Raw genomic sequence first — 18479 nt, 5'->3', positions numbered from 1 at the left:
AACCGCTCCAGCCGGTCGGGGCCGAGCGGTTACGTCGTCGCGCTCGACGCGCGATGCCGCAGCCGCAACCCCTGGACGATCATCAGGGCGCCGAAGATGAACGCGTAGATGCCGATCAACCACAACACCGCGAGCGCCCCCGCGAGCGGGTGGATGAACAGGAGAACGCCGAAGATGATGGACGCGGCACCGCCCAGCAGCAGCGTCCACTCGTTGGCCGCGTGCGCTCTCAGGCGGAAGCCCGCGATTAGCTCGAGGATGCCGGTGACGATCGCCCAGTACGCGATCACGTAGAGCAGCACGAGCGCGGTGATGCCCGGCCAGAAAAACGTGACGAGTCCGGCCAGGATCCCGGCGAGACCAGAGAAGAGGAGCCAGCCCCAGCGGTGATGGCTCTCCGCGGCGCGCACGGCCGCGACGACGTTGAAGACACCATCCACCAGCGCGTAGGCGCCGAACACGATCACCAGGGCGTACAGCGCGATCCCCGAATCGAACAGCGCGATCCCCCCAAAGAGAATCGCGATGACGCCGCGGAGCGCAAGAGCCCACCAGTTTCTCTCGAGAACCCCGATCATGATGTCACCTCCACGGAAGGTACGGAGCGGGCACGTGCGCGAACGATCGTGCTGCCGGGTGCCCCGACTCATTCTTCGACCGGCACGCCGCCCCCTTGCGCTAGGCACATCGGCCCCGGCACCCGGGGGGCTCGGGCGGCACCGTGGACGAGGGTGCACGAGGAACCGTTCCCGCCCGCGGGGAGCCCGTGTCACAGCTGCGCACGACATGGTCGCGCGCCCCGGACGCATCGGGTCGCGAGCGGGAGGATCGTGAGATGAATCACCCTATCGCGCTCGCCATGTTCGACCTCGCGGGCCTCGGCCCCGGACGCCACGCGTGCCTCGCGCGCGCCGTGGACGCGCCCGCCGCGGATCTGCCGGTACTCGCCGTGGTCGGGGTCCAGCCGGGACCGACCCTGGTGGCGACCGGCGGCGTGCACGGCGACGAATACGAAGGCCCGCTGGCGCTCTGGCGCGTGGCCGCGGAGTTGCGCCCCGACGAGATGCACGGGGCGCTCGTCGCGTTGCCGATCTGCAACCCTTGGGCCGCGGCGGCGGGTCGGCGCGCCACCCCCGAGGCGATCGACGGGGTGAACCTCGCCCGGACGTTTCCCGGGGACGCCGACGGCTCCCCCACGCAGCGGCTCGCCGCGGCGCTCCTCGGCTGCGTGCTCCGCCTTCGGCCGGCGCTCGTCTTGGATCTCCACAGCGGCGGCGTGCTCTCCCGTTTCCACCCGATGGTCGGGTACCGGCGCGGCCTGGGGGACGCGGTCCGATCGCAGGCGGCCGCCCGCGCGTTCGGCCTGCCGGCGCTGTGGGAGCTTCGCGACCATCCGGGGACGTTCAACGCGGAGACCGCGCGGCGCGGGATCCCGACAATCGGCGTGGAGATGACCGGGACCGGCGCCGCGCTCGAGGCCGATGTCGCCGCGAACCGCGCCGGCGCACTGAATCTCCTTCGGTGGCTCGGCGTGCTCCGGGACCGGCCGGCGCCAGAGACTCCCGGCCCGTTCCGCCGCATGACCGACGTGCCCGCCACCGCGGACGGGTACGTGGTCCCTCTCCGGGAGGTTGGGGAGCCGGTCGCCGAGGGCGACCCGCTGGTGCGCGTCCTGACGGCGTTTGGCGAGATCGCCGAAGTCGTTAGGGCGCCGCACGCCGGCATCGTGTGGGTGATGCGCCATCTGCGCACGATCCGCACGGGCGAGACGGCCTGCGCGGTCGCCGCGGAGTAGCGCTCGGGGTCGGAGGCGAGACACCCCGGGCGGTGCGCACGCCGGGGAGGGAGCGTGCGATCCTGCGGAGCGCTTCGTCCGTAGTTGGTCATGGGGTGCGGCAAGAGCCGGTCGAGGCCGGCGTTCCCCGTGAGCAGGACCGTACGGCGGGACACGGAATGACTGGGCCAGGTCAACTGAGGCTTAGCCGAAAACGGGCAATCGTTCCGCACCAGCGTAGTTCAGGGAGGGGTGCAGCATGGCGAAGGACGGACGCTCGCGGACGAACCGGGTGACCCGGCGCAGGTTCCTCCAGACCGTGACGGCCGCAGGGGTGGGCGCGGCCGCGTCGCGGTGGTTCGCGGGACCCGGAACCGGCACCGGCACGGCGTCCGCGGCGCAGGCGATGCGCCGCGGCGGCACCTTGAAGATCGCCGAGATCGGTGAGCCGCTCACGCTCGACACCACCGCCACCACGGCCGACTTGACCTCGACGATCACGCTGCCGGTGTTCGAGGAGTTGTTCGCGTTCGACAGCAACTGGCGGATCCAGCCGGGGCTCGCCGCAGGGTCGACGGTGAGCAAGGACGGCCTGACGTACACGTTTACGCTGCGCAGCGGCGTGCCGTTCCACAACGGCAAGACGATGACCGCGGACGACGTCGTGGCTTCGCTGAACCGGTGGGGCAAGGTCAGCCCCCGAGGGCCCTCGGTGTACCAGCACGTGGACTCGGTCACCGGCGCGGGCAACACGGTGACGATGAAGTTGAAGGAACCGTTCGCGCCGTTGCTCGCGTTCCTCGCGCTTCCGAACGGCGCGGCCGCGATCATGCCGAAGGAGATCGCGGACGCCGCCGGCACGCAGCCCATCAAGCAGCTCGTCGGCACCGGGCCCTACAAGTTCGTGGAATGGGCCCCGGACCGGTACGTCCACCTCGCGCGCTTCGACCAGTATGCGGCGCGCACCGAGCCCCAGAACGGCTACGCCGGCCGGCGCGACGCGGTCGCCGACGAGATCTTCTTCTATCCGGTCTCCCAAGTCGCGACGCGGATCGCCGGCGTGCAGAGCGGCGACTACGACATCGCCGACGGGATCAATCAGGACGCGTACACTCAGCTTGCCAAGGATGCGCGCGTCGACGTGGGCATCATTCCCGGCTCGTTCCTGACCTTCTTCTTCAACAAGAAACAGGGCATGATGGCGAACGAGAAACTGCGCCAGGCGGTCGCAGTCGCGATGGACATGCAGCCGATCTTGCAGGCGACCTTCGGCAACCCCGCGCTGTACTCGGTCGACGCGAGCATCTACCCGAAGGGCACCGTGTGGTACACCGAGGCGGGCGCCCCACTGTACAACGTCCACAACGTGGACCAGGCGAAACAGCTCGCCAAGGAGGCCGGCTACAGCGGGCAGCCGATCCGCTGGCTGACGACCCAGCAGTACGACTACATGTTCAAGAGCACGGTCGTGGCTGCGGCGCAGCTCCAGCAGGCCGGGTTCAAGATCGACATGCAGGTCATGGACTGGGCGAGCGTGCTCGACCACCGGAACAAGCCGGCGGATTACGACATCTTCGTGACGTCGCACGGGTTCGTCCCCGACCCGGCGCTGATTACGGTGTTCAGCTCGGCCTATCCGGGTTGGTGGGACACCCCGACCAAGAACACGCTGTTTTCGCAGTTCACCGCGGAACCGGACGCGAAGAAGCGCGTCCAACTCTGGGCCAAGCTGCAGACGCTGATGTACCAGGAGGCTCCGATCGTCCGGCCCGGGGCGTTCAACCTGCTGCAGCTGAATCGCAAGGGGCTCCCCGGGTTCCGCGCATCGTACTGGATCGTGCCGTGGAACGTGCAGGCGGCCAAGTAGCGGATCCGGGGCGTCCGGCGCAGAGGTGCTGGCCTATCTGACCGGGCGGCTGCTCGCGCTCCTCCCCGTGCTCGGGGTGGTGGCGGTCGTCGTGTTCCTGCTCGTGCATGTGACGCCCGGCGATCCGGCGCGCGTCCTGCTCGGGCAGGATGCCACCGATGCCCAGGTGGCGGCGCTGCGCCACGATCTCGGACTGGACCGGCCGCTGCCGGTCCAGTTCGCGCTCTGGATCGGCCGCGCGCTGCACGGCGACCTCGGGACGTCGCTGTTTCTCCGCATCCCGGTGACCTGGGACATCCTCCAGCACCTTGGGCCCACGGCCACGCTCTCGCTGCTCGGCCTCAGCGTGGCGCTCGCGATCGGTATTCCCGTGGGCGTGGTCTCCGCGGTGTTCCGAAACTCGTGGCTTGATCAGCTGAGCCTTGCGCTCGCGATGCTGGGCGCGGCGGTGCCCAGCTTCTGGCTGGGGCTGTCGCTGATCATCCTCTTTGCGGTGGACCTCGGGTGGCTGCCGTCGTCCGGGTACCAGTCGCCGGCCACCGGCGTGTGGCACAGCCTGGAATACCTGCTGCTGCCGGCGCTCGCGCTTGGTGTGCCGAGTTCGTCGCTGATCATCCGGTTCACGCGCAGCAGCCTGCTCGACGTGCTCGGCAACGACTACATCCGCACCGCGCGGGCGAAGGGGCTGCGCGGCCGGGCCGTGATTTTCCGGCACGCGTTCCGCAACGCGCTCGTGCCGATCCTCACCGTCGTCGGCCTCACGTTCGCCGCCCTGATGGGGGGCGCCGTCGTAACCGAAAACGTGTTCAGCCTGCCCGGCATCGGCCAGCTCGTCGTGTCGTCGGTGTTGCGCCGGGACTATCCGGTGATCCAAGGGGTCGTGCTGATGGTCGCCACCGCCTACGTCGTCATCAACCTCGGCGTGGACCTCCTCTACTTTGCCGTGGACCCGCGGGTGAGGTACTAACAGGATGGCCGGGGAGATGGTGACGGCACGCGCCGGCCGGGGGGCGCGCCCAAACATCGGATCGCTCCTGTGGCGGATGGTCGTCCGCCGGCGGGTCATCGGGGTCGGGGTGGTGGTGCTCGGGGTGATCGCGGTCGCCGCGATCCTGGCGCCCGTGTTGTCCCCGTACGACCCCTCTGCGCTGAACGTGCCGGACCGTCTGCTGGGCCCGGCGCGGGGGCATCCGTTTGGGACCGACGAGTTCGGCCGCGACATCCTGAGCCGGACGCTCTACGGCGCCCGGCTGTCGCTGACGGTGGGCCTCGTCGTGACCGCGGTCGCGACCGCGGCCGGGATCGTGGTCGGGCTCGTCGCCGGGACGAACCCGCGTGCGGACCGGATCCTGATGCGGGTGATGGACGGCGTCATGGCGTTTCCGGACATCCTGCTGGCGATCGCGCTCATGGCGTCGCTCGGTCCGAGCGCCCGGAACGTCGTCCTGGCGCTGAGCTTCGTCTACACGCCGCGCGTCGCCAGAGTCGTGCGAGGCGCCGTGCTCGTGATCGCGTCCCAGGAGTACGTGGAGGCGGCGCGCGCGGTCGGGGCGCGCGGGGTCCGCATCCTCGCGCGGCACATCCTCGTCAACAGCGCGTCGCCGGTGATCGTGCAGGCGACGTTCATCACGGCGTACGCGATGCTCGGCGAGGCGGCGCTGAGCTTCCTCGGGGTGGGGATCCCGCCGCAGATCGCAACGTGGGGCGGCATCATCAGCCAGGGCCAGGTGTATCTCCGGCAGGCTCCGTGGATCAGCATCTTTCCGGGCGCGGCGATCGTCCTGAGCGTGCTCAGCCTTAACCTGCTCGGCGACGGGCTCCGCGACTTTCTCGACCCGCGCCTCCGGTACTCGTAGCGCGGGTAAGGAGGCAGAGCGGGTGACGAACCAGGGGAACATGCTGCTGCGCGGCGGCCGGGCGATGCACCTCGACGGGGTGCCGCACGGCGAAGTGGTGGACATCGGGATCGAGCGCGACGGGACGGTCGGCCTGGCGGGCCGGTGGGACGGCCGGCGCCCGTTCGACCGGGTGGTGGCGCTCAACGGTGCCTGGATTTCGCCCGCGTGGATCGACCTGCACGTCCACTGCTACTACGGCGGCACCTGGCTGTCGCTCCGCCCGGGCCGGGTCGGACCGGCCCGCGGCGTCGGGCTCGTCGTCGACTGCGGGAGCGCCGGCGAAGCGAACTTCGCAGGGTTCAAGGAGTTCCTGATCGATCCCTCGCCGTTTCCGATCCTCGCGTACCTCAACATCAGCACGATCGGCCTGGTCGCCGCGAACCGGGTCAGCGAGTTGATCGGCGACGCGGTGCTCGACCCCGCGCGCACGGCGCAGGTCGCGGAGGCCCATCGGGGCCTCATCAAGGGCATCAAGATCCGGGCGAGCGACCAGGTCGTCGGCGAGTGGGGGATGACTCCCGTGCGGGTGGCGAAGACGGTGGCGCGGGCCGTTCGGCTGCCGCTCGTCGTGCATATCGGCGAGGCGCCGCCGACGCTCGATGAGATCTTCGGCGTGCTGGAACCGGGCGACATGATCACCCACTGCTTCACGGGCAAGCTCACGAACGCGATCGACCGTCAGCCGCCCCACTTCCGTCGGATGCGCGAGCTGGTGCAGGCGGGCGTCTGGATCGACGTGGGGCACGGACAGGGGAGCTTCCACTACGGGACGGCGCGGTTTGCGATCGCGCACGGGCTCCTGCCGACGACGATCAGCACGGACCTCCATATCGGCAACGCGGCCGGTCCGGTGTGGGACATGGCGACGACGATGAGCAAAATGCTCACCGTGGGCATGACGGTCGAGGATGTCGTTGCGCGTTCGACGACCGCGCCGGCGCGGTTTCTCGGACTCGAGGGGTGGGGCGGCTGCACCGCCGGGGCCCCGGCGCGGTTCACGGTGTTCGACCTCGCAGACGGCGCGGAGGCGCTCCCGGACTCCTACGGCAACCTGGAGACGATCCGGCGGTTCTTCGAACCACGGCACACGGTCCTCGGAACGACGGTGTGGGAGGCGGCGCGAGACACCGATCGCGGGCACGGCAGCGTGTCGATCAATTCGGGCGATCCCGTCCCGGCCGGGCGGCGAGGAGGGTAGGCGGGCCCCGACCCATGGCATCCGGACCGTCCGTACAAGGGGATCGGGGCGGTGCATGGAATCAACACCGAACCTCGCCTGACGGCGGGGGTAAGGAGGGGGTGTAGGATGGCACGATTCGGATCACGCTCGCAGGGGAAGTTGAGCCGGCGCGAGCTCCTGGCAGGGGGCCTCGCGCTCGGCGGAGGGATGGCCGGGCTCGACCTGCTCGGCGCGCCGTGGGGTCTGACGTCGGCCGGGGCGGCGGCGGCACCGAAGCGCGGGGGAACGTTCGTGGCCGCGCAGGAGATCGATTTCGTCAGTCTGGACCCGCACACGGACTCGAACTTCTCCGCTGCGCAGGGGTTCGAGCACATCTACGAGAGCCTGACCGGCTACGACGAGAAGACGAACGTCGTTCCGTCGCTGGCCACGAAGTGGGAGATCGCGAACGGCGGCAAGCAGTACACGTTCCACCTGCGGCCCAACGTGAAGTTCCACAACGGCCAGCCGCTGACCGCGGACGACGTCAAGTACAGCATGGACCGCGTTCTGGATCCGAAGACCGCTTCGCCGTGGCTCTCCTGGTTCTCCGCGATCAAGGAGATCAAGGTCGTCGATCCGATGACCGTGCAGATGAACCTCGACGCCCCGTACCCGGATCTGCTGGGCGCGTTCGCCGGCATGCGCGCCTCCGGGATCATGCCGAAGGGGTACGCCGAACGGGAAAACTTGAAGATCAAGGCGGTCGGGACCGGCCCGTTCAAGTTGGTCGAGTACGTGCCACAAGATCACATCACGTACGTGCGGAATCCGGACTACTGGGACAAGCCGCTGCCCTATTTTGACGGCATGACCTTCAAGGTCCTCACGGAGGAGAACGCGCGGCTCGCGGCCCTCCGCGCCGGCCAAGTCCAGTACGCCACGTTGAGCGCGCAGGGTGTCGCGCAGCTCCAGAACGCGCCCGGGATCACCGTCATGAAGGCGCCAAACGCCTGGGTGGCGCTGCACTACATCAACGTCAGCAAGAAACCGCTCGACGACGCCCGTGTGCGCAGAGCGCTCCGGATGGCGGTGGACACGAGCGAGGTGATCCAGAAGGCCACGTACGGGGCGGCGGTCCCCTCGGGCCCGATCCCGACCGGGTACGGCGATTGGTCACTCGATCCGAAGACGCTGCCCTACCTCAAGCCGGACCTCGACGGCGCGAAGAAACTGCTCGCCGAGGCGGGCTTCCCGAACGGCGGCTTCACGGTCGAGCTGAGCTGTTCGCCGCAGTACCCCGAGTTCGTGGCGAGCACGCTGATCGTCCAGGACGCGGCGCGCAAGCTCAATGTGACCGCGAACGTCGTGCAGATGGAATGGGGCGCGTTCGTGGCGGCGCACAACCAGGAGATCGCAACGGGCGGGAAGCAAGGCGGAACCGTCTTCGCGTCCGCCAACACGTTCCGGCCTGGCCCGGACGGGTACATCTACCCGTACTTCTCCTCCAAGGGCACGATTAACGACGGCGGCTATCGGAACCCCAAGCTCGACCCGTTGATGGACGAGGCGCGCGCGATTTCGAACCACGATCAGCGCCGGAGCCTGTACGTGCAGATCCAGCGCACGCTGCTCGACGAGTCGCCGAACTGGTGGTGGTACGCGAAGATCAACATCGAAGCGCTGTCGTCGAAGGTCCAAGGGTACGCGCAGTCGTTCACCGGCCGTCGGTTCCTTCTCAAGAAGGCCTGGATCGCCAGTTGAGGCGTTAGCCTGCTGTCGTGCCGGGCGCGGGTCGACCGCGCCCCGGTACGACGTAGCTTCTCACGGGATGCGGTATCTCATCCGGCGCGGGCTTTGGACAGTGGCCGCTCTGCTTGGCGTCTCGGTCGTCATCTTTCTGCTCGTGCGGCTGCTGCCGGGGACGATCGTCGACATCCTGAGCGGGGGCGAAGGCCAGCTCAACGCCGCGCAACGCGCCGCGGTGGTGCACGAGTTCGGCCTCGACCGGCCGCTCCCGGTCCAGTACGCGTACTGGCTCGGCAGCATGGCGCAGGGCAACTTTGGCGTGTCGTTCCGGTCGGGGCAGCCGGTCGGCGAGCTCCTGGTGTCGCGGCTGCCGATCACCGTTGAACTCGCGGTGCTCGCCGTCGTCGGTGTCGCCGCGGTCGGCATCCCGCTCGGCATCCTGGCGAGCGTCTCACGGAGCGTCCGGGTCAAGACCCTCGTACAGATCGTCGGCCTGCTCGGCCTCTCCGTGCCAAACTTCTGGATCGCGGTGCTCCTGATCATCACGGCGTCCTACCTGTTTCGCTGGCTGCCGGCCCTCATCTATGTGCCGCCGTGGGCGCAGCCGTGGGTGAACCTCCAGCAGATGTTCCTGCCGGTGCTGTCGCTCGCGCTCGGGCTGGCCGCGGTCGTCGTGCGCATGACACGGTCCTCGATGCTCGAGGTGCTCGGACAGGAGTACGTGAAGGTGGCGCAGGCGAAAGGTGTGCCGCCGATGGGCGTGTTGCTGCGCCACGCGCTGCGCAACGCGCTCATCCCGATCGTGACGGTCCTCGGCTTGCAGATGGGGTACCTGCTCGGTGGGGTCGTGATCACCGAGCAGATCTTCGGGCTGCCCGGGTTGGGGTGGATGCTCCTCAACGGGGTGTACCAGCGCGACTACCCGGTGGTCCAGGGCACCGTGATGCTGTTTGCCCTGGCGTTCATCGTGGTGAACCTCAGCGTGGACCTGATCTACACCTACCTCGACCCGCGGATCCGGTATGAGTGAAAGCCACGCCGGGCCCCGCGCGGCCGCCGTGGCCCCCGCGCGGGACGGGTGGGGCGGCGCCAAGTGGCTGCGGGCACTGCGCCGGACGCCCGCGGCGATGATCGGCGCGACCCTGGTCGCGTGCGTCGTCGTCATCGCGGTCACGGCGCCCCTGCTTGCGTCGCACAACCCCGTCGCCCAGATCGCCAAGCCGCTGCTCGCGCCGGGCGCAGCGTTTCTCGCGGGCACGGACGAGTTGGGGCGCGATGAGCTGAGCCGGCTCATCTTCGGCGCCCGCGTGTCGTTGTACGTCGGCGTGTTGTCGGTCGCGATCGCGCTCGGGATCGGGGGGCTGTCCGGGTTGCTCGCCGGGTTCTATGGAGGCTGGCTGGACAACGTGACGATGCGGGCGATGGACGTGTTGTTCGCACTCCCGGCGCTGGTGCTGGCGATCGCAATCACCGCGGTGCTCGGACCCAGTCTGACGAACGTCATGCTGGCGATCGGAATCGTGTACGCGCCCACGTTCGCGAGGGTCGCCCGGGGGCCGACCCTCGCGGTCGCGCAGCTCCCCTACATCGAGGCCGCCCGCGCGATCGGCGCGTCCAACCCTGCGATCCTGCTGCGACACGTCGTGCCGAACATCTCGGCGCCGCTGCTGGTGCAGACCACGGTGTCGCTCTCCACCGCGATCCTGACCGAGGCGGCGCTGAGCTTCCTCGGGCTCGGCACGCAGCCGCCGATTCCGTCGTGGGGTCTGATGTTGAGCGACGCCCGACAGTACATGCTGATCGATCCCTGGATCGCCGTGCTGCCCGGATGTGCGATCGCCGTGACCGTGCTCGGCTTCAACCTGTTGGGGGACGGGTTCCGCGACGTGCTCGATCCCAGGCTTCGCACGCTGTAGGCCGACCCTCCGGCGGGTCGCGCTGCGGGTTCACGCGGAGGCCGGCTCCCGCTCGGCGGCCGCCGCAGCGGTCGTCCGGTTGCGCACCGACTGAACGCAGAAGGGGGCGACGATGGCGAAACTGCCGTACCTATACGAGCACCTGACGTGGGAAGAGATCAACGACGCCGTGCGGGCGGGACGGGTCGCGCTGCTGCCGGCGGGCATGATCGAGGACCACGGGCCGCACCTGCCCGTGGACGCGGACGTCGTCATCGTCTCGGCGATCTGCGAGCGCGCCGCGCAGCTCGCGCCGGACGAGATTGTGCTGCTGCCGTGCGTCCGATTCGGCTACAGCCCGCACCACATCGACTTCCCGGGCACCCTTACGATCCGTTGGACCACGTTCGTCGAGTACGTCGTGGACATCACGCGGAGTCTCGCGCATCATGGCTTCCGAAAGATCCTGATCGTCAACGGCCACGGCAGCAACCGGCCGCTCCTCGACATGGCGGCGCGCCTGACGATCGTGGAGCGGCCGGACGTGCACTGTGCCTACACGTCCTGGTGGGACCTGCAGGACGTCCGCGACGTCTTCAACGCCGAGCGCGAGTCCGACGTCACGTCCCACGCGTGCGAGGCCGAGACATCCGTGTACCTGGCCGTGGATGAGACGCGGGTCAAGATGGCGCGCGCCGCCAAGGACGCCACGTACACCCGGTCGCCGCACTTCTGGGGCGACCTCGCCGGCCGCAAGCCGGATCCGTCGTTCAAGAACCCCGTCTACATGACGGAGTACTGGAGCATGGACACCCGGAACGGCGTCAAGGGCGACCCGACCAAGGGCACCAAGGCGAAGGGCCAACACATCATCGAGGCCGGCGGCCGGGAGCTCGTCGAGATCTGCCGCGAGCTCCGCGCCCGCCCGGTGAAGCCCCGGGTGCCGCACCAGGTCCAGCCGCAGCAGCCGCCCTGGATCGCGAAGACGTAGCCCGATCTACCAGCCGAACGGCAGCGGGAACGTCGGCGCGACCGCGTGGTGGTCGTGGCGCGGCGGCGCCGAGCGCGTCCGAAACCAGCGCACCATCTCGAGCGTCCGCGTGACGGCGTGGTCGAACACGCGGCGACCCTTCTCCGGCGTCCCCTTGTCCGCCTCGCCGATCACGCCGGTCTTCGTGTACGTGGACGTCCACTCCACGAGCGTCGCAGGCCCGTTCGGGGCCGCGAGATCCGTGTAGTGCCACTCGCTCTCTCCGGGGAGGTGCGTATACTCCGGCATGCGCCCCTCGATCAGCGGTTCCCGGACGTTCGCCTTGTCCACGTGCAGGTACATCGAGGTCTCAAGCTCGCACGCGTGCGAGCACCCGCCCGGGATCACGGATGTACGCAGTTCCTTGTTCCAGAAGGCGCCGACGAGTTGCCACCAGCTCAACGTCACGCACAGCGCGTCCGTCTGGAGGTTCGTCTGTCGGCCCACCTCCTCGACCAGCGGGTGGTTCGAGCCGTGGCCGTTGACGACGATGATGCGTTTGAAACCGTGGTAGGCGACCGAGCGCGTAATGTCGAGCAGGAACTTGACGAACGTCGAGGGCTCGATGTTGATCGTGCCGGGGAAGTCCATCACGTGGTGGCAGTAGCCGTACGCGACCGGCGGCAGCACGAGGATCTCCTCCGGGGCGCGCCGTCCCGCCTCGTAGACGACCGAGGCGCTGAGCTTCGCGTCGACGTCCAGCGGCAGGTGAGGGGCGTGTTGTTCGGTGGAGCCGACCGGGAGGATCACGACCTTCTTGAGTGCCACGGCCTCGTTGATCTCGGGCCACGTCAGGAGCTCGTACCGGTACTGTCGCGCGACAGCCTCGCGGACGCTTGTGGACATCGTCTCCTCCTAAGTGCGCGGACGCGTGGGGTCCGGCGGATGATGGCGGTGAATCGGTGTCTGCTTCCCCGCATCCGCGGCCGTGCCCTTGCTCCCGGCGCGCCCGGCGACGATCCGTCTGTGGGGCGAACGAGCGGGGCACAACACCGAGCGACCGCAAACCGGCGCATCCGGTTCGGATCTTCCGCGCTTTCGCGGGTCTCGGGAGGCAAGCATGGCGGTGGATCATGTGCTCCTCGTGCACGGGTACAGCGTCCGCCAGTTGAGCGCGTACGGGCAGTTCCCGGCGCTGCTCTCCGCACAGGGGATCCCGAACAGCAACATCCTGCTCTCCGCGTTCCTCTCGCTCGACGACGCCGTCACGTGCGACGACCTGGCCGGGGCCCTCGAGGACCACGTGACGCAGTTCGAAGCCGGCGGGGGGACGATCACCCGGACCGCCGTCCTCTGCCACTCCACCGGGGCGATCGTCGCGCGGCGGTGGATCCTGAACCGCGTGCGCGCGGGACGGCCGCTGCCGTCGCACCTGGTGACCTTCGCCGGGGCGAACCACGGGTCCACCCTGGCGCAGGTCGGACGCACCATCATCGCCCGGCTGTTTCGCGACGTCGTGGAGCAGTCCGCGGTCGGCGCGCAGGTCCTGGCCGATCTCGACTATGGCAGCAGCTTTCTGTGGACCCTCAACACCGAGTGGCTCGACGCGGCCAACGCGGGCCGGCTGGACCCGGTATGGTCTTTCAGTCTCGGCGGCGACAACCATGGCGGGTTCGCGGGCGAGGTGTTCTGGCAGGTCGGAGAGCGCGGGTCCGACAGCATCGTCCGAATATGCGGCGCCAACCTCAACTACACGGTAGTCGACGCGGATCCCCAGGCGGCGTCTCCCCGTCTGCGCGTCGTTTCGACGTCGAAGCCCACCCCGCACCTCGTCGTGCCGGGGTATACCCACGGCGGGATCATCGGGAACGTCCGCGCGGCGACCGACCCACCGTTCGCCGCGCTCCTCCAGGCGCTCGCGGTGGGCGATGCGGCCGGGTACCAGACCGTCGCCGCCGATTGGGCCGCGCAGACCGCGCGCTGGACGCAGCAGAACCCGAACGAGGCCAACGCGATGATCGTCTTCCGTGTGCGCGACGGGGGCGCGAGGCCCGTGCCCGACCACCTGGTTCTGCTCGGCGATCAACAGGGCAACGCGTCCGCGGTGAGCGATGCGCTGGAGCCGCACCAGCCGATACAGAACGAGGCCGAACCGTCCTCGGTGGCGTTCTACGTCAACTACGGGCGGTTCATGACCACGAGCCCGCACGTTGTGCACATTGAGGCGCGGAGCGGGAGTCGATTCATCGACTATCGGGACGTTGATTACCCGGTCGCGGGGGCGCTGGCCTCGCTCGTGCGCCCCAACGAGACCACCTATGTGGACGTGCAGATCGCCCGCGGCGTGGACGAGACGTACAGCGTCGTCCCGTATGACCCGAACCGCGATGTCACTCTGGCGTGGCCGCCTCTACCGAATTAGAGCGGCCCTCCGCGCCGCTCCTCCCGGCCCCGCGGACGCGGAGCTGGCGCTCGCGCGGACCGGTGATACTCCGCTGGTGAAAACTCTGACCGGCCGGTGGATTGAGCCCGGGTGCCGCCGGGGTAGAATCAGTACAGTCAGGTAGTCTCAGCGATTCTCAAGCCGCGATCGCCACGACACACGCGCATCCCGAGATAGCGCCATCTCGCATCGGAGATGCCAGTCGGCGTCTTCGTCACAGGGATGGCGGCCGGTTGGGAGGGCAACCATGACGGAATCGCAGGGACGTGACTCGTCTCCGCCCGGCATGGCCGATCCCGCGCAGCGTCCGCCCACGAGCCTCGTGTTCCTCGGTCCTCCCGGTGCGGGGAAGGGGACGCTCGCCAAGGTATTTCAGGCGCGCGCCGGGCTTCGCCATATCTCGCCGGGCGACATCCTTCGCCAGGCGGTGCGGGACCATACGGAATACGGGCGCCGCGCGCTCGCGTCGATGCGGGCGGGGGACTTGGTGCCCGACGAGATCGTCGATGCAGTGATTCAAGCCGCGCTCCTCGCGGCCGAAGGCGGCGGTGGGTGGGTCCTCGACGGCTACCCACGGACCCCAGCGCAGGCCGACATTCTGGGCCGCTTCCTGGCAGATCGGGGCCGCCGGTTGGACGCCGTGGTGCATTTCGAGATCCGTCAGGACGCGTTACTGCGTCGCCTCACGGGCCGGCGGCTCTGCCCGGTCTGCGGCGCCATCTACCATGTTGACTTCCGACCGCCGGCCGTCCCGGGGCGCTGCGACCTTGACGGCGCGGAATTGGTGTCTCGCCGGGACGACGCGCCAGACACCGCACTTCACCGCTTCCGCGTGTTTCGCGAGCAGACCGCCCCGCTGATCGAGCACTACCGGCAGCGAGGGCTACTGCTGCCCGTGGACGCCGAGCGATCCCCCGAAGACGTCTACGATGCCATTTGGGAGTCCGCGCGATCCCGAAACGCCCGGGGCTTGCCGTCGGGCTTGACGTAGAGGCATCCGGACCGGCGGAGCGCGGCCAGTCACGCTCGCGCGGGTTCCCTGGATTGATAGGACGGTCTCGTGGACCGCTGAACAAGTACTCGGTGTCACGAAACTCCCGGTCAACCCAGATCGTTCGCTCTGCTCCTCGCAGGGCTCGCGGCGAGTTTCGCGGAGGTGCGCAAGCGCGTGTCGACGCGGACTCAGGAGCGGCAGCGGGCTGAGGAGGCGCTCAGGCGTGAATCCGCGCTGGTGCGATTACTCGAGGAAGCTGCTACCATAGCCAACGAGGGCGGGACGTCCAGCGAAGTGTTCCGATCGGTGCTTGAGCTGATCTGCCGATCCACGGGCTGGGCCGTCGGGCACGTGTGGCTCGTGTCCAAACAGACGGACGGTGTTACGTTGGAGTCCGCGCAAGCCTGGTACACGGACGAGCCCCATCGGCGCCGCCTCTTCCGGCAGGCGACCGCGACGCTACGTCTGGCTCCCGGCGAGGGGCTGCCCGGACAGGTCCTGGCGACCGGCCGGCCGACCTGGGCGGCGGCCTTGAGTGAGCCGCAAGACCCGCGCTGTCAGTCGCTCGAGGCCGCCGGTCTCAAGACCGGGTGCGCGATCCCGGTTGAGGCGGCAGGCCAAATGGCTGCGGTCATGGAGTTCTTCTCGGCCGAAATCAGAGAGCAGGACCGCGTGTTTCTCGAGACGATCGCAATCGCCGGTACGCAGATCGGCCGCGTGCTCGAGCGCGAGCAGCGAAACCGTGAGGCGGCGCTCCTGGACGAACTCGCGGAGCTGCTGCAAACTTCGATGACGACCACGGAGGCGTACGCGGTGTTCGAACGGTTCGGCCCGCAGTGCTTCCCGGAGGCGGCAGGCACGCTCTTCATCGTGAGTCCGTCGCGAGACGTCTTGGAGCAGGTCTCTGCCTGGGGCGAGTCCGACGGTCGGGCGGCGACTATGACGCCGGACGATTGCTGGGCGTTGCGCCGAGGTCATGCTCACTTCAGCGAACGCGCCGCCGGCGTCGTCTGTCCCCACCTCGGCGACGCCCCCGGAATCTCGCTCTGCGTGCCGATCGCGGCGCAGAACGAGAGCCTCGGATTGCTGCATCTAAAATGGACTGCTCAGTCGGGACGCAACGACGTCCACGACGGCGTCTGGGCAGCCCGCGAGCGCTTGGCTGTCACGCTCGCCAGCCAGATCGGACCGGCGATCACCAACCTGCGACTCAGGGACACCCTTCGTGCACAGTCCATCCGGGACCCGCTCACCGGACTGTTCAATCGCCGCTATATGGAAGAGTCGCTCGAGCGCGAGATCCACCGGTCGCTGCGGCGATCCGCCGGCATGGCGGTGGTAATGCTCGATATCGACTTCTTCAAGCTCTTTAATGATACCTACGGGCACGAGGCCGGTGATGCAGTGCTCTCAGCCTTCGGGGCGCTTCTCCTAGCCAATAGCCGCAAGGAGGACATCGCGTGCCGCTACGGTGGTGAAGAGTTCACCCTGATCCTGTCTGAGGCGACACACAAGGAGGCGCTCGACCGCGCCGAACAGCTTCGCACAGTCGCGGCGGACCTTCACGTACGGCACCGGGGCGAGGCGCTTGGCTCCATCACCATTTCCGTCGGCGTCGCTGTGTTCCCCACGCATGGGACGAACGGTAAGGCGCTCCTCCGGGCCGCTGACTCGGCGTTGTACCGCGCCAAGCAGAATGGCCGTGCGCGGGTAGAAGTGGCGGTGTAGGGGATTCCCGCAGACACAGTTGTGGTGGCCAGCCCGAACTGGAGTGACCTGCTAGTTACAAACACAACTACCGTCGTCACTTGCGAGCGGTAACCAGACGAGTAATCTACGCGCGCTAGTTGCGATCAGGTTTTAGCGCATGTTGAGCGGGTAGGTAGTGGCAACGCCCATCGATGGCGAGACCACATTCGCGATCCGGGTGTCAATGTCGAGGAACGGACATACCCTGGCGGTGGATGGCTTTTTGATACAATGGCAGATGAAGAGGGGTGAAAAAGAGACAGACGCTCACGCCAAAATAGGGCGGCCTGTCTATCCATCCCTTCGGAAACTCAATAACAGCAAGGGCTTCCGCGCCCGTAGCTCAGGGGATAGAGCAGCTGCCTTCGAAGCAGCGGGTCGGGGGTTCGAATCCCTCCGGGCGCGCCAGACCTAGTAGGTCCAACCCGGAGACATAGGTGACACTTTGTACCTAAGACATGGGTAACACTTTCGGGCCGAACGGATTTTCGAGCGGTTCGAGTACTCGTGTCTCCAGATCAAAGTATCCCAAGGCATAATCCATAAAGCTGACCAGCCAGATGTCATCATACACTTCTTTCATGCCGACGGCTTGTCCCGCAAAGACCTGGCTGAAGTTGATCTTCGTGGTGCCCAGACAGATGCGACCGCACCGCGTGACCACGATGGTCTTGTCGTGGAAAGGATAATCGATATCCGGCAAGCCCGTATAGGGACGTGGGGAAGGGTGGTAGGCTTCCGCCGGACATTTCATATCCAGCGCTTCGTGCGGGCGTTCGTTGTTGAAGATGTCGATGAATGTGTCAAAGCGGGCCTGCTGCTGAAGGAAGTTGGCCGCGGCGGGCTTGGTGGCTTCGTTCTTCAACGTGAGGTGCATGCGTTCATGACGGCCGTTCTGTTGGGGATGGCCGGGCTGGACGCGTTCGATGCCAATGCCGAGGCGTAACCACCAGACCGCCAGCCCACTCAAGTTAAATAAGGCGTGCGCAGACGAGAACGGGATGCCGTTATCGCTCCGGATGTTGGCGGGGAGCCCGTGCTCGTGAAACAGCCGCTCAAACACCGTAAACGCGTAGGTTTCTTTGGTGGACGAGAGCGCTTCGCAGGCCAGCAGAAACCGGCTGGCGTGGTCGGTGACCGTTAGCGGATAGCAGTAGTGGTGATTCCCCAGGAGGAACTCGCCTTTGTAATCGGTGCACCACAATTCGTTCGGGCGGTGCCCGAGCGACAAGGGGGTGCCCTGAGCCTGACGACGCCTCCGACCGCGACGCGCCACCAGGCCGTGGCGATCCAGCACCGCATGGATCGTGCTCTTCGCGGGGAGGGGAATCCCTGAGAACCGGCGCGTCAAGCGCTCGCGAATTTTCCGCGCCCCCCAGCTGGCGTGCTCGCGCTTCACATTGAGAATGTAGTTCTCGACTTGAAAGGGCAGTTGGTTGGCGTAGCGATACGGACGCCGGCTGCGGTCCGTGAGCCCATGAATGCCGCATTCCTGATACCGGAAGCAGCGGTGCGAGGGTCTGATGCAAAAGGTCATCTGAAGAAAACACCATGCAAAAGGGAAGGCAGTAGAGGTATTGGACATCCAGCAGATTCGTCGGTAACCATTTGACCAGGTTGCACCGGGTCGCAAGCATAAGTACGAGTGTTACCCGCAGAACAAACCAAGCATAGGGAGCGAAGCATCTCATCAGCGAACTGACTCGCGATCTCCACCGAGCTCGTATCGCCGTTTCGTAAGGAGCCGCGAGTGAAAGTTGGTCGAGGAGCCAATCCAACCACACGTCCTGCAGAGTGCTTGTCGCCGCACGTCCCGGCGTTCGTCACCGTCGCCCTAGAATGTACTGTTTGGACGTAGTGTTAACACTTGGAGGGCTACCTCCCGTGACAGCAAGAGGGTCACAGTCCAGCCTCCGAATACTCCAACCGAGACCTGGCGGGTTTCGGAAGGAGGGAGACGGACGTGACCCTCGAGGACAGC

Annotated in this window: 15 protein-coding genes and 1 tRNA gene; 13 read left to right on the top strand and 3 right to left on the bottom strand. The window is 67.5% G+C overall.

The features are described 5' to 3' along the window. Window positions 1–29: 29 nt before the first annotated feature. On the bottom strand, window positions 30–578 hold the full coding sequence (locus tag VKZ50_06440; protein HLJ59350.1) for an HdeD family acid-resistance protein: 549 nt from the start codon (window positions 576–578) through the stop codon (window positions 30–32). 257 nt (window positions 579–835) lie between these two features. On the opposite strand from VKZ50_06440, the gene VKZ50_06435 reads away from it, so the two are divergent. The 9 genes from VKZ50_06435 to VKZ50_06395 all read left to right on the top strand — a co-directional run bounded on the left by VKZ50_06435 (window position 836) and on the right by VKZ50_06395 (window position 11333). Continuing rightward, complete coding sequence (locus tag VKZ50_06435; GenBank protein ID HLJ59349.1) at window positions 836–1795, top strand: succinylglutamate desuccinylase/aspartoacylase family protein; 960 nt, start codon at window positions 836–838, stop codon at window positions 1793–1795. Window positions 1796–2033: 238 nt separating this feature from the next. Then, the gene (locus tag VKZ50_06430; protein HLJ59348.1) at window positions 2034–3641 is read left to right on the top strand and encodes an ABC transporter substrate-binding protein; all 1608 of its coding nucleotides are present in this window, start codon (window positions 2034–2036) and stop codon (window positions 3639–3641) included. Window positions 3642–3666: 25 nt separating this feature from the next. Then, the gene (locus VKZ50_06425) at window positions 3667–4608 is read left to right on the top strand and encodes an ABC transporter permease (protein ID HLJ59347.1); all 942 of its coding nucleotides are present in this window, start codon (window positions 3667–3669) and stop codon (window positions 4606–4608) included. A gap of 16 nt (window positions 4609–4624) precedes the next feature. Continuing rightward, window positions 4625–5497: an ABC transporter permease gene (locus tag VKZ50_06420; GenBank protein HLJ59346.1), complete on the top strand. Its 873-nt coding sequence runs from the start codon at window positions 4625–4627 to the stop codon at window positions 5495–5497. 22 nt (window positions 5498–5519) lie between these two features. After that, on the top strand, window positions 5520–6737 hold the full coding sequence (locus VKZ50_06415) for an amidohydrolase/deacetylase family metallohydrolase (protein ID HLJ59345.1): 1218 nt from the start codon (window positions 5520–5522) through the stop codon (window positions 6735–6737). A gap of 108 nt (window positions 6738–6845) precedes the next feature. Continuing rightward, a complete protein-coding gene (locus VKZ50_06410) occupies window positions 6846–8462 on the top strand; it encodes an ABC transporter substrate-binding protein (protein HLJ59344.1) in 1617 nt (538 codons plus the stop codon). 67 nt (window positions 8463–8529) lie between these two features. Further along, on the top strand, window positions 8530–9477 hold the full coding sequence (locus VKZ50_06405) for an ABC transporter permease (GenBank protein HLJ59343.1): 948 nt from the start codon (window positions 8530–8532) through the stop codon (window positions 9475–9477). Beyond that, window positions 9470–10363, top strand: a complete 894-nt coding sequence (locus VKZ50_06400) for an ABC transporter permease (GenBank protein HLJ59342.1) — start codon at window positions 9470–9472, stop codon at window positions 10361–10363. The genes VKZ50_06405 and VKZ50_06400 overlap by 8 nt, the downstream gene beginning before the upstream one ends. 112 nt (window positions 10364–10475) lie before the next feature. Continuing rightward, a complete protein-coding gene (locus tag VKZ50_06395; protein HLJ59341.1) occupies window positions 10476–11333 on the top strand; it encodes a creatininase family protein in 858 nt (285 codons plus the stop codon). 6 nt (window positions 11334–11339) lie between these two features. Here VKZ50_06395 and VKZ50_06390 read toward each other — a convergent pair whose 3' ends face one another. Further along, a complete protein-coding gene (locus VKZ50_06390) occupies window positions 11340–12218 on the bottom strand; it encodes a creatininase family protein (protein HLJ59340.1) in 879 nt (292 codons plus the stop codon). Window positions 12219–12432: 214 nt separating this feature from the next. On the opposite strand from VKZ50_06390, the gene VKZ50_06385 reads away from it, so the two are divergent. The 4 genes from VKZ50_06385 to VKZ50_06370 all read left to right on the top strand — a co-directional run bounded on the left by VKZ50_06385 (window position 12433) and on the right by VKZ50_06370 (window position 16906). Next, a complete protein-coding gene (locus VKZ50_06385) occupies window positions 12433–13734 on the top strand; it encodes a hypothetical protein (protein ID HLJ59339.1) in 1302 nt (433 codons plus the stop codon). Window positions 13735–14002: 268 nt separating this feature from the next. After that, a complete protein-coding gene (locus VKZ50_06380; protein HLJ59338.1) occupies window positions 14003–14746 on the top strand; it encodes a nucleoside monophosphate kinase in 744 nt (247 codons plus the stop codon). A 177-nt stretch (window positions 14747–14923) separates the two neighbouring features. After that, a complete protein-coding gene (locus VKZ50_06375) occupies window positions 14924–16477 on the top strand; it encodes a sensor domain-containing diguanylate cyclase (GenBank protein HLJ59337.1) in 1554 nt (517 codons plus the stop codon). A gap of 353 nt (window positions 16478–16830) precedes the next feature. Further along, window positions 16831–16906: transfer RNA gene (locus VKZ50_06370), tRNA-Arg, on the top strand. Window positions 16907–16949: 43 nt separating this feature from the next. On the opposite strand, the gene VKZ50_06365 is transcribed toward VKZ50_06370, so the two are convergent. Continuing rightward, window positions 16950–18035, bottom strand: coding sequence for an integrase core domain-containing protein (locus VKZ50_06365; protein HLJ59336.1), 1086 nt, complete (start codon window positions 18033–18035; stop codon window positions 16950–16952). Window positions 18036–18479 lie beyond the last annotated feature (444 nt).

The sequence above is a fragment of the bacterium genome, from assembly GCA_035295165.1.
GTDB lineage: Bacteria > Sysuimicrobiota > Sysuimicrobiia > Sysuimicrobiales > Segetimicrobiaceae > JAJPIA01.
This window is presented reverse-complemented; position numbering and strand designations above follow the sequence as displayed.

What these genes read in the sequence shown, in the direction of transcription:
- VKZ50_06440 (HLJ59350.1), bottom strand. Translation starts at nt 578, where the DNA reads ATGATCGGGGTTCTCGAGAGAAACTGGTGGGCTCTTGCGCTCCGCGGC.
- VKZ50_06435 (HLJ59349.1), top strand. Translation starts at nt 836, where the DNA reads ATGAATCACCCTATCGCGCTCGCCATGTTCGACCTCGCGGGCCTCGGC.
- VKZ50_06430 (HLJ59348.1), top strand. Translation starts at nt 2,034, where the DNA reads ATGGCGAAGGACGGACGCTCGCGGACGAACCGGGTGACCCGGCGCAGG.
- VKZ50_06420 (HLJ59346.1), top strand. Translation starts at nt 4,625, where the DNA reads ATGGTGACGGCACGCGCCGGCCGGGGGGCGCGCCCAAACATCGGATCG.
- VKZ50_06410 (HLJ59344.1), top strand. Translation starts at nt 6,846, where the DNA reads ATGGCACGATTCGGATCACGCTCGCAGGGGAAGTTGAGCCGGCGCGAG.
- VKZ50_06405 (HLJ59343.1), top strand. Translation starts at nt 8,530, where the DNA reads ATGCGGTATCTCATCCGGCGCGGGCTTTGGACAGTGGCCGCTCTGCTT.
- VKZ50_06400 (HLJ59342.1), top strand. Translation starts at nt 9,470, where the DNA reads ATGAGTGAAAGCCACGCCGGGCCCCGCGCGGCCGCCGTGGCCCCCGCG.
- VKZ50_06395 (HLJ59341.1), top strand. Translation starts at nt 10,476, where the DNA reads ATGGCGAAACTGCCGTACCTATACGAGCACCTGACGTGGGAAGAGATC.
- VKZ50_06390 (HLJ59340.1), bottom strand. Translation starts at nt 12,218, where the DNA reads ATGTCCACAAGCGTCCGCGAGGCTGTCGCGCGACAGTACCGGTACGAG.
- VKZ50_06385 (HLJ59339.1), top strand. Translation starts at nt 12,433, where the DNA reads ATGGCGGTGGATCATGTGCTCCTCGTGCACGGGTACAGCGTCCGCCAG.
- VKZ50_06380 (HLJ59338.1), top strand. Translation starts at nt 14,003, where the DNA reads ATGACGGAATCGCAGGGACGTGACTCGTCTCCGCCCGGCATGGCCGAT.
- VKZ50_06365 (HLJ59336.1), bottom strand. Translation starts at nt 18,035, where the DNA reads ATGACCTTTTGCATCAGACCCTCGCACCGCTGCTTCCGGTATCAGGAA.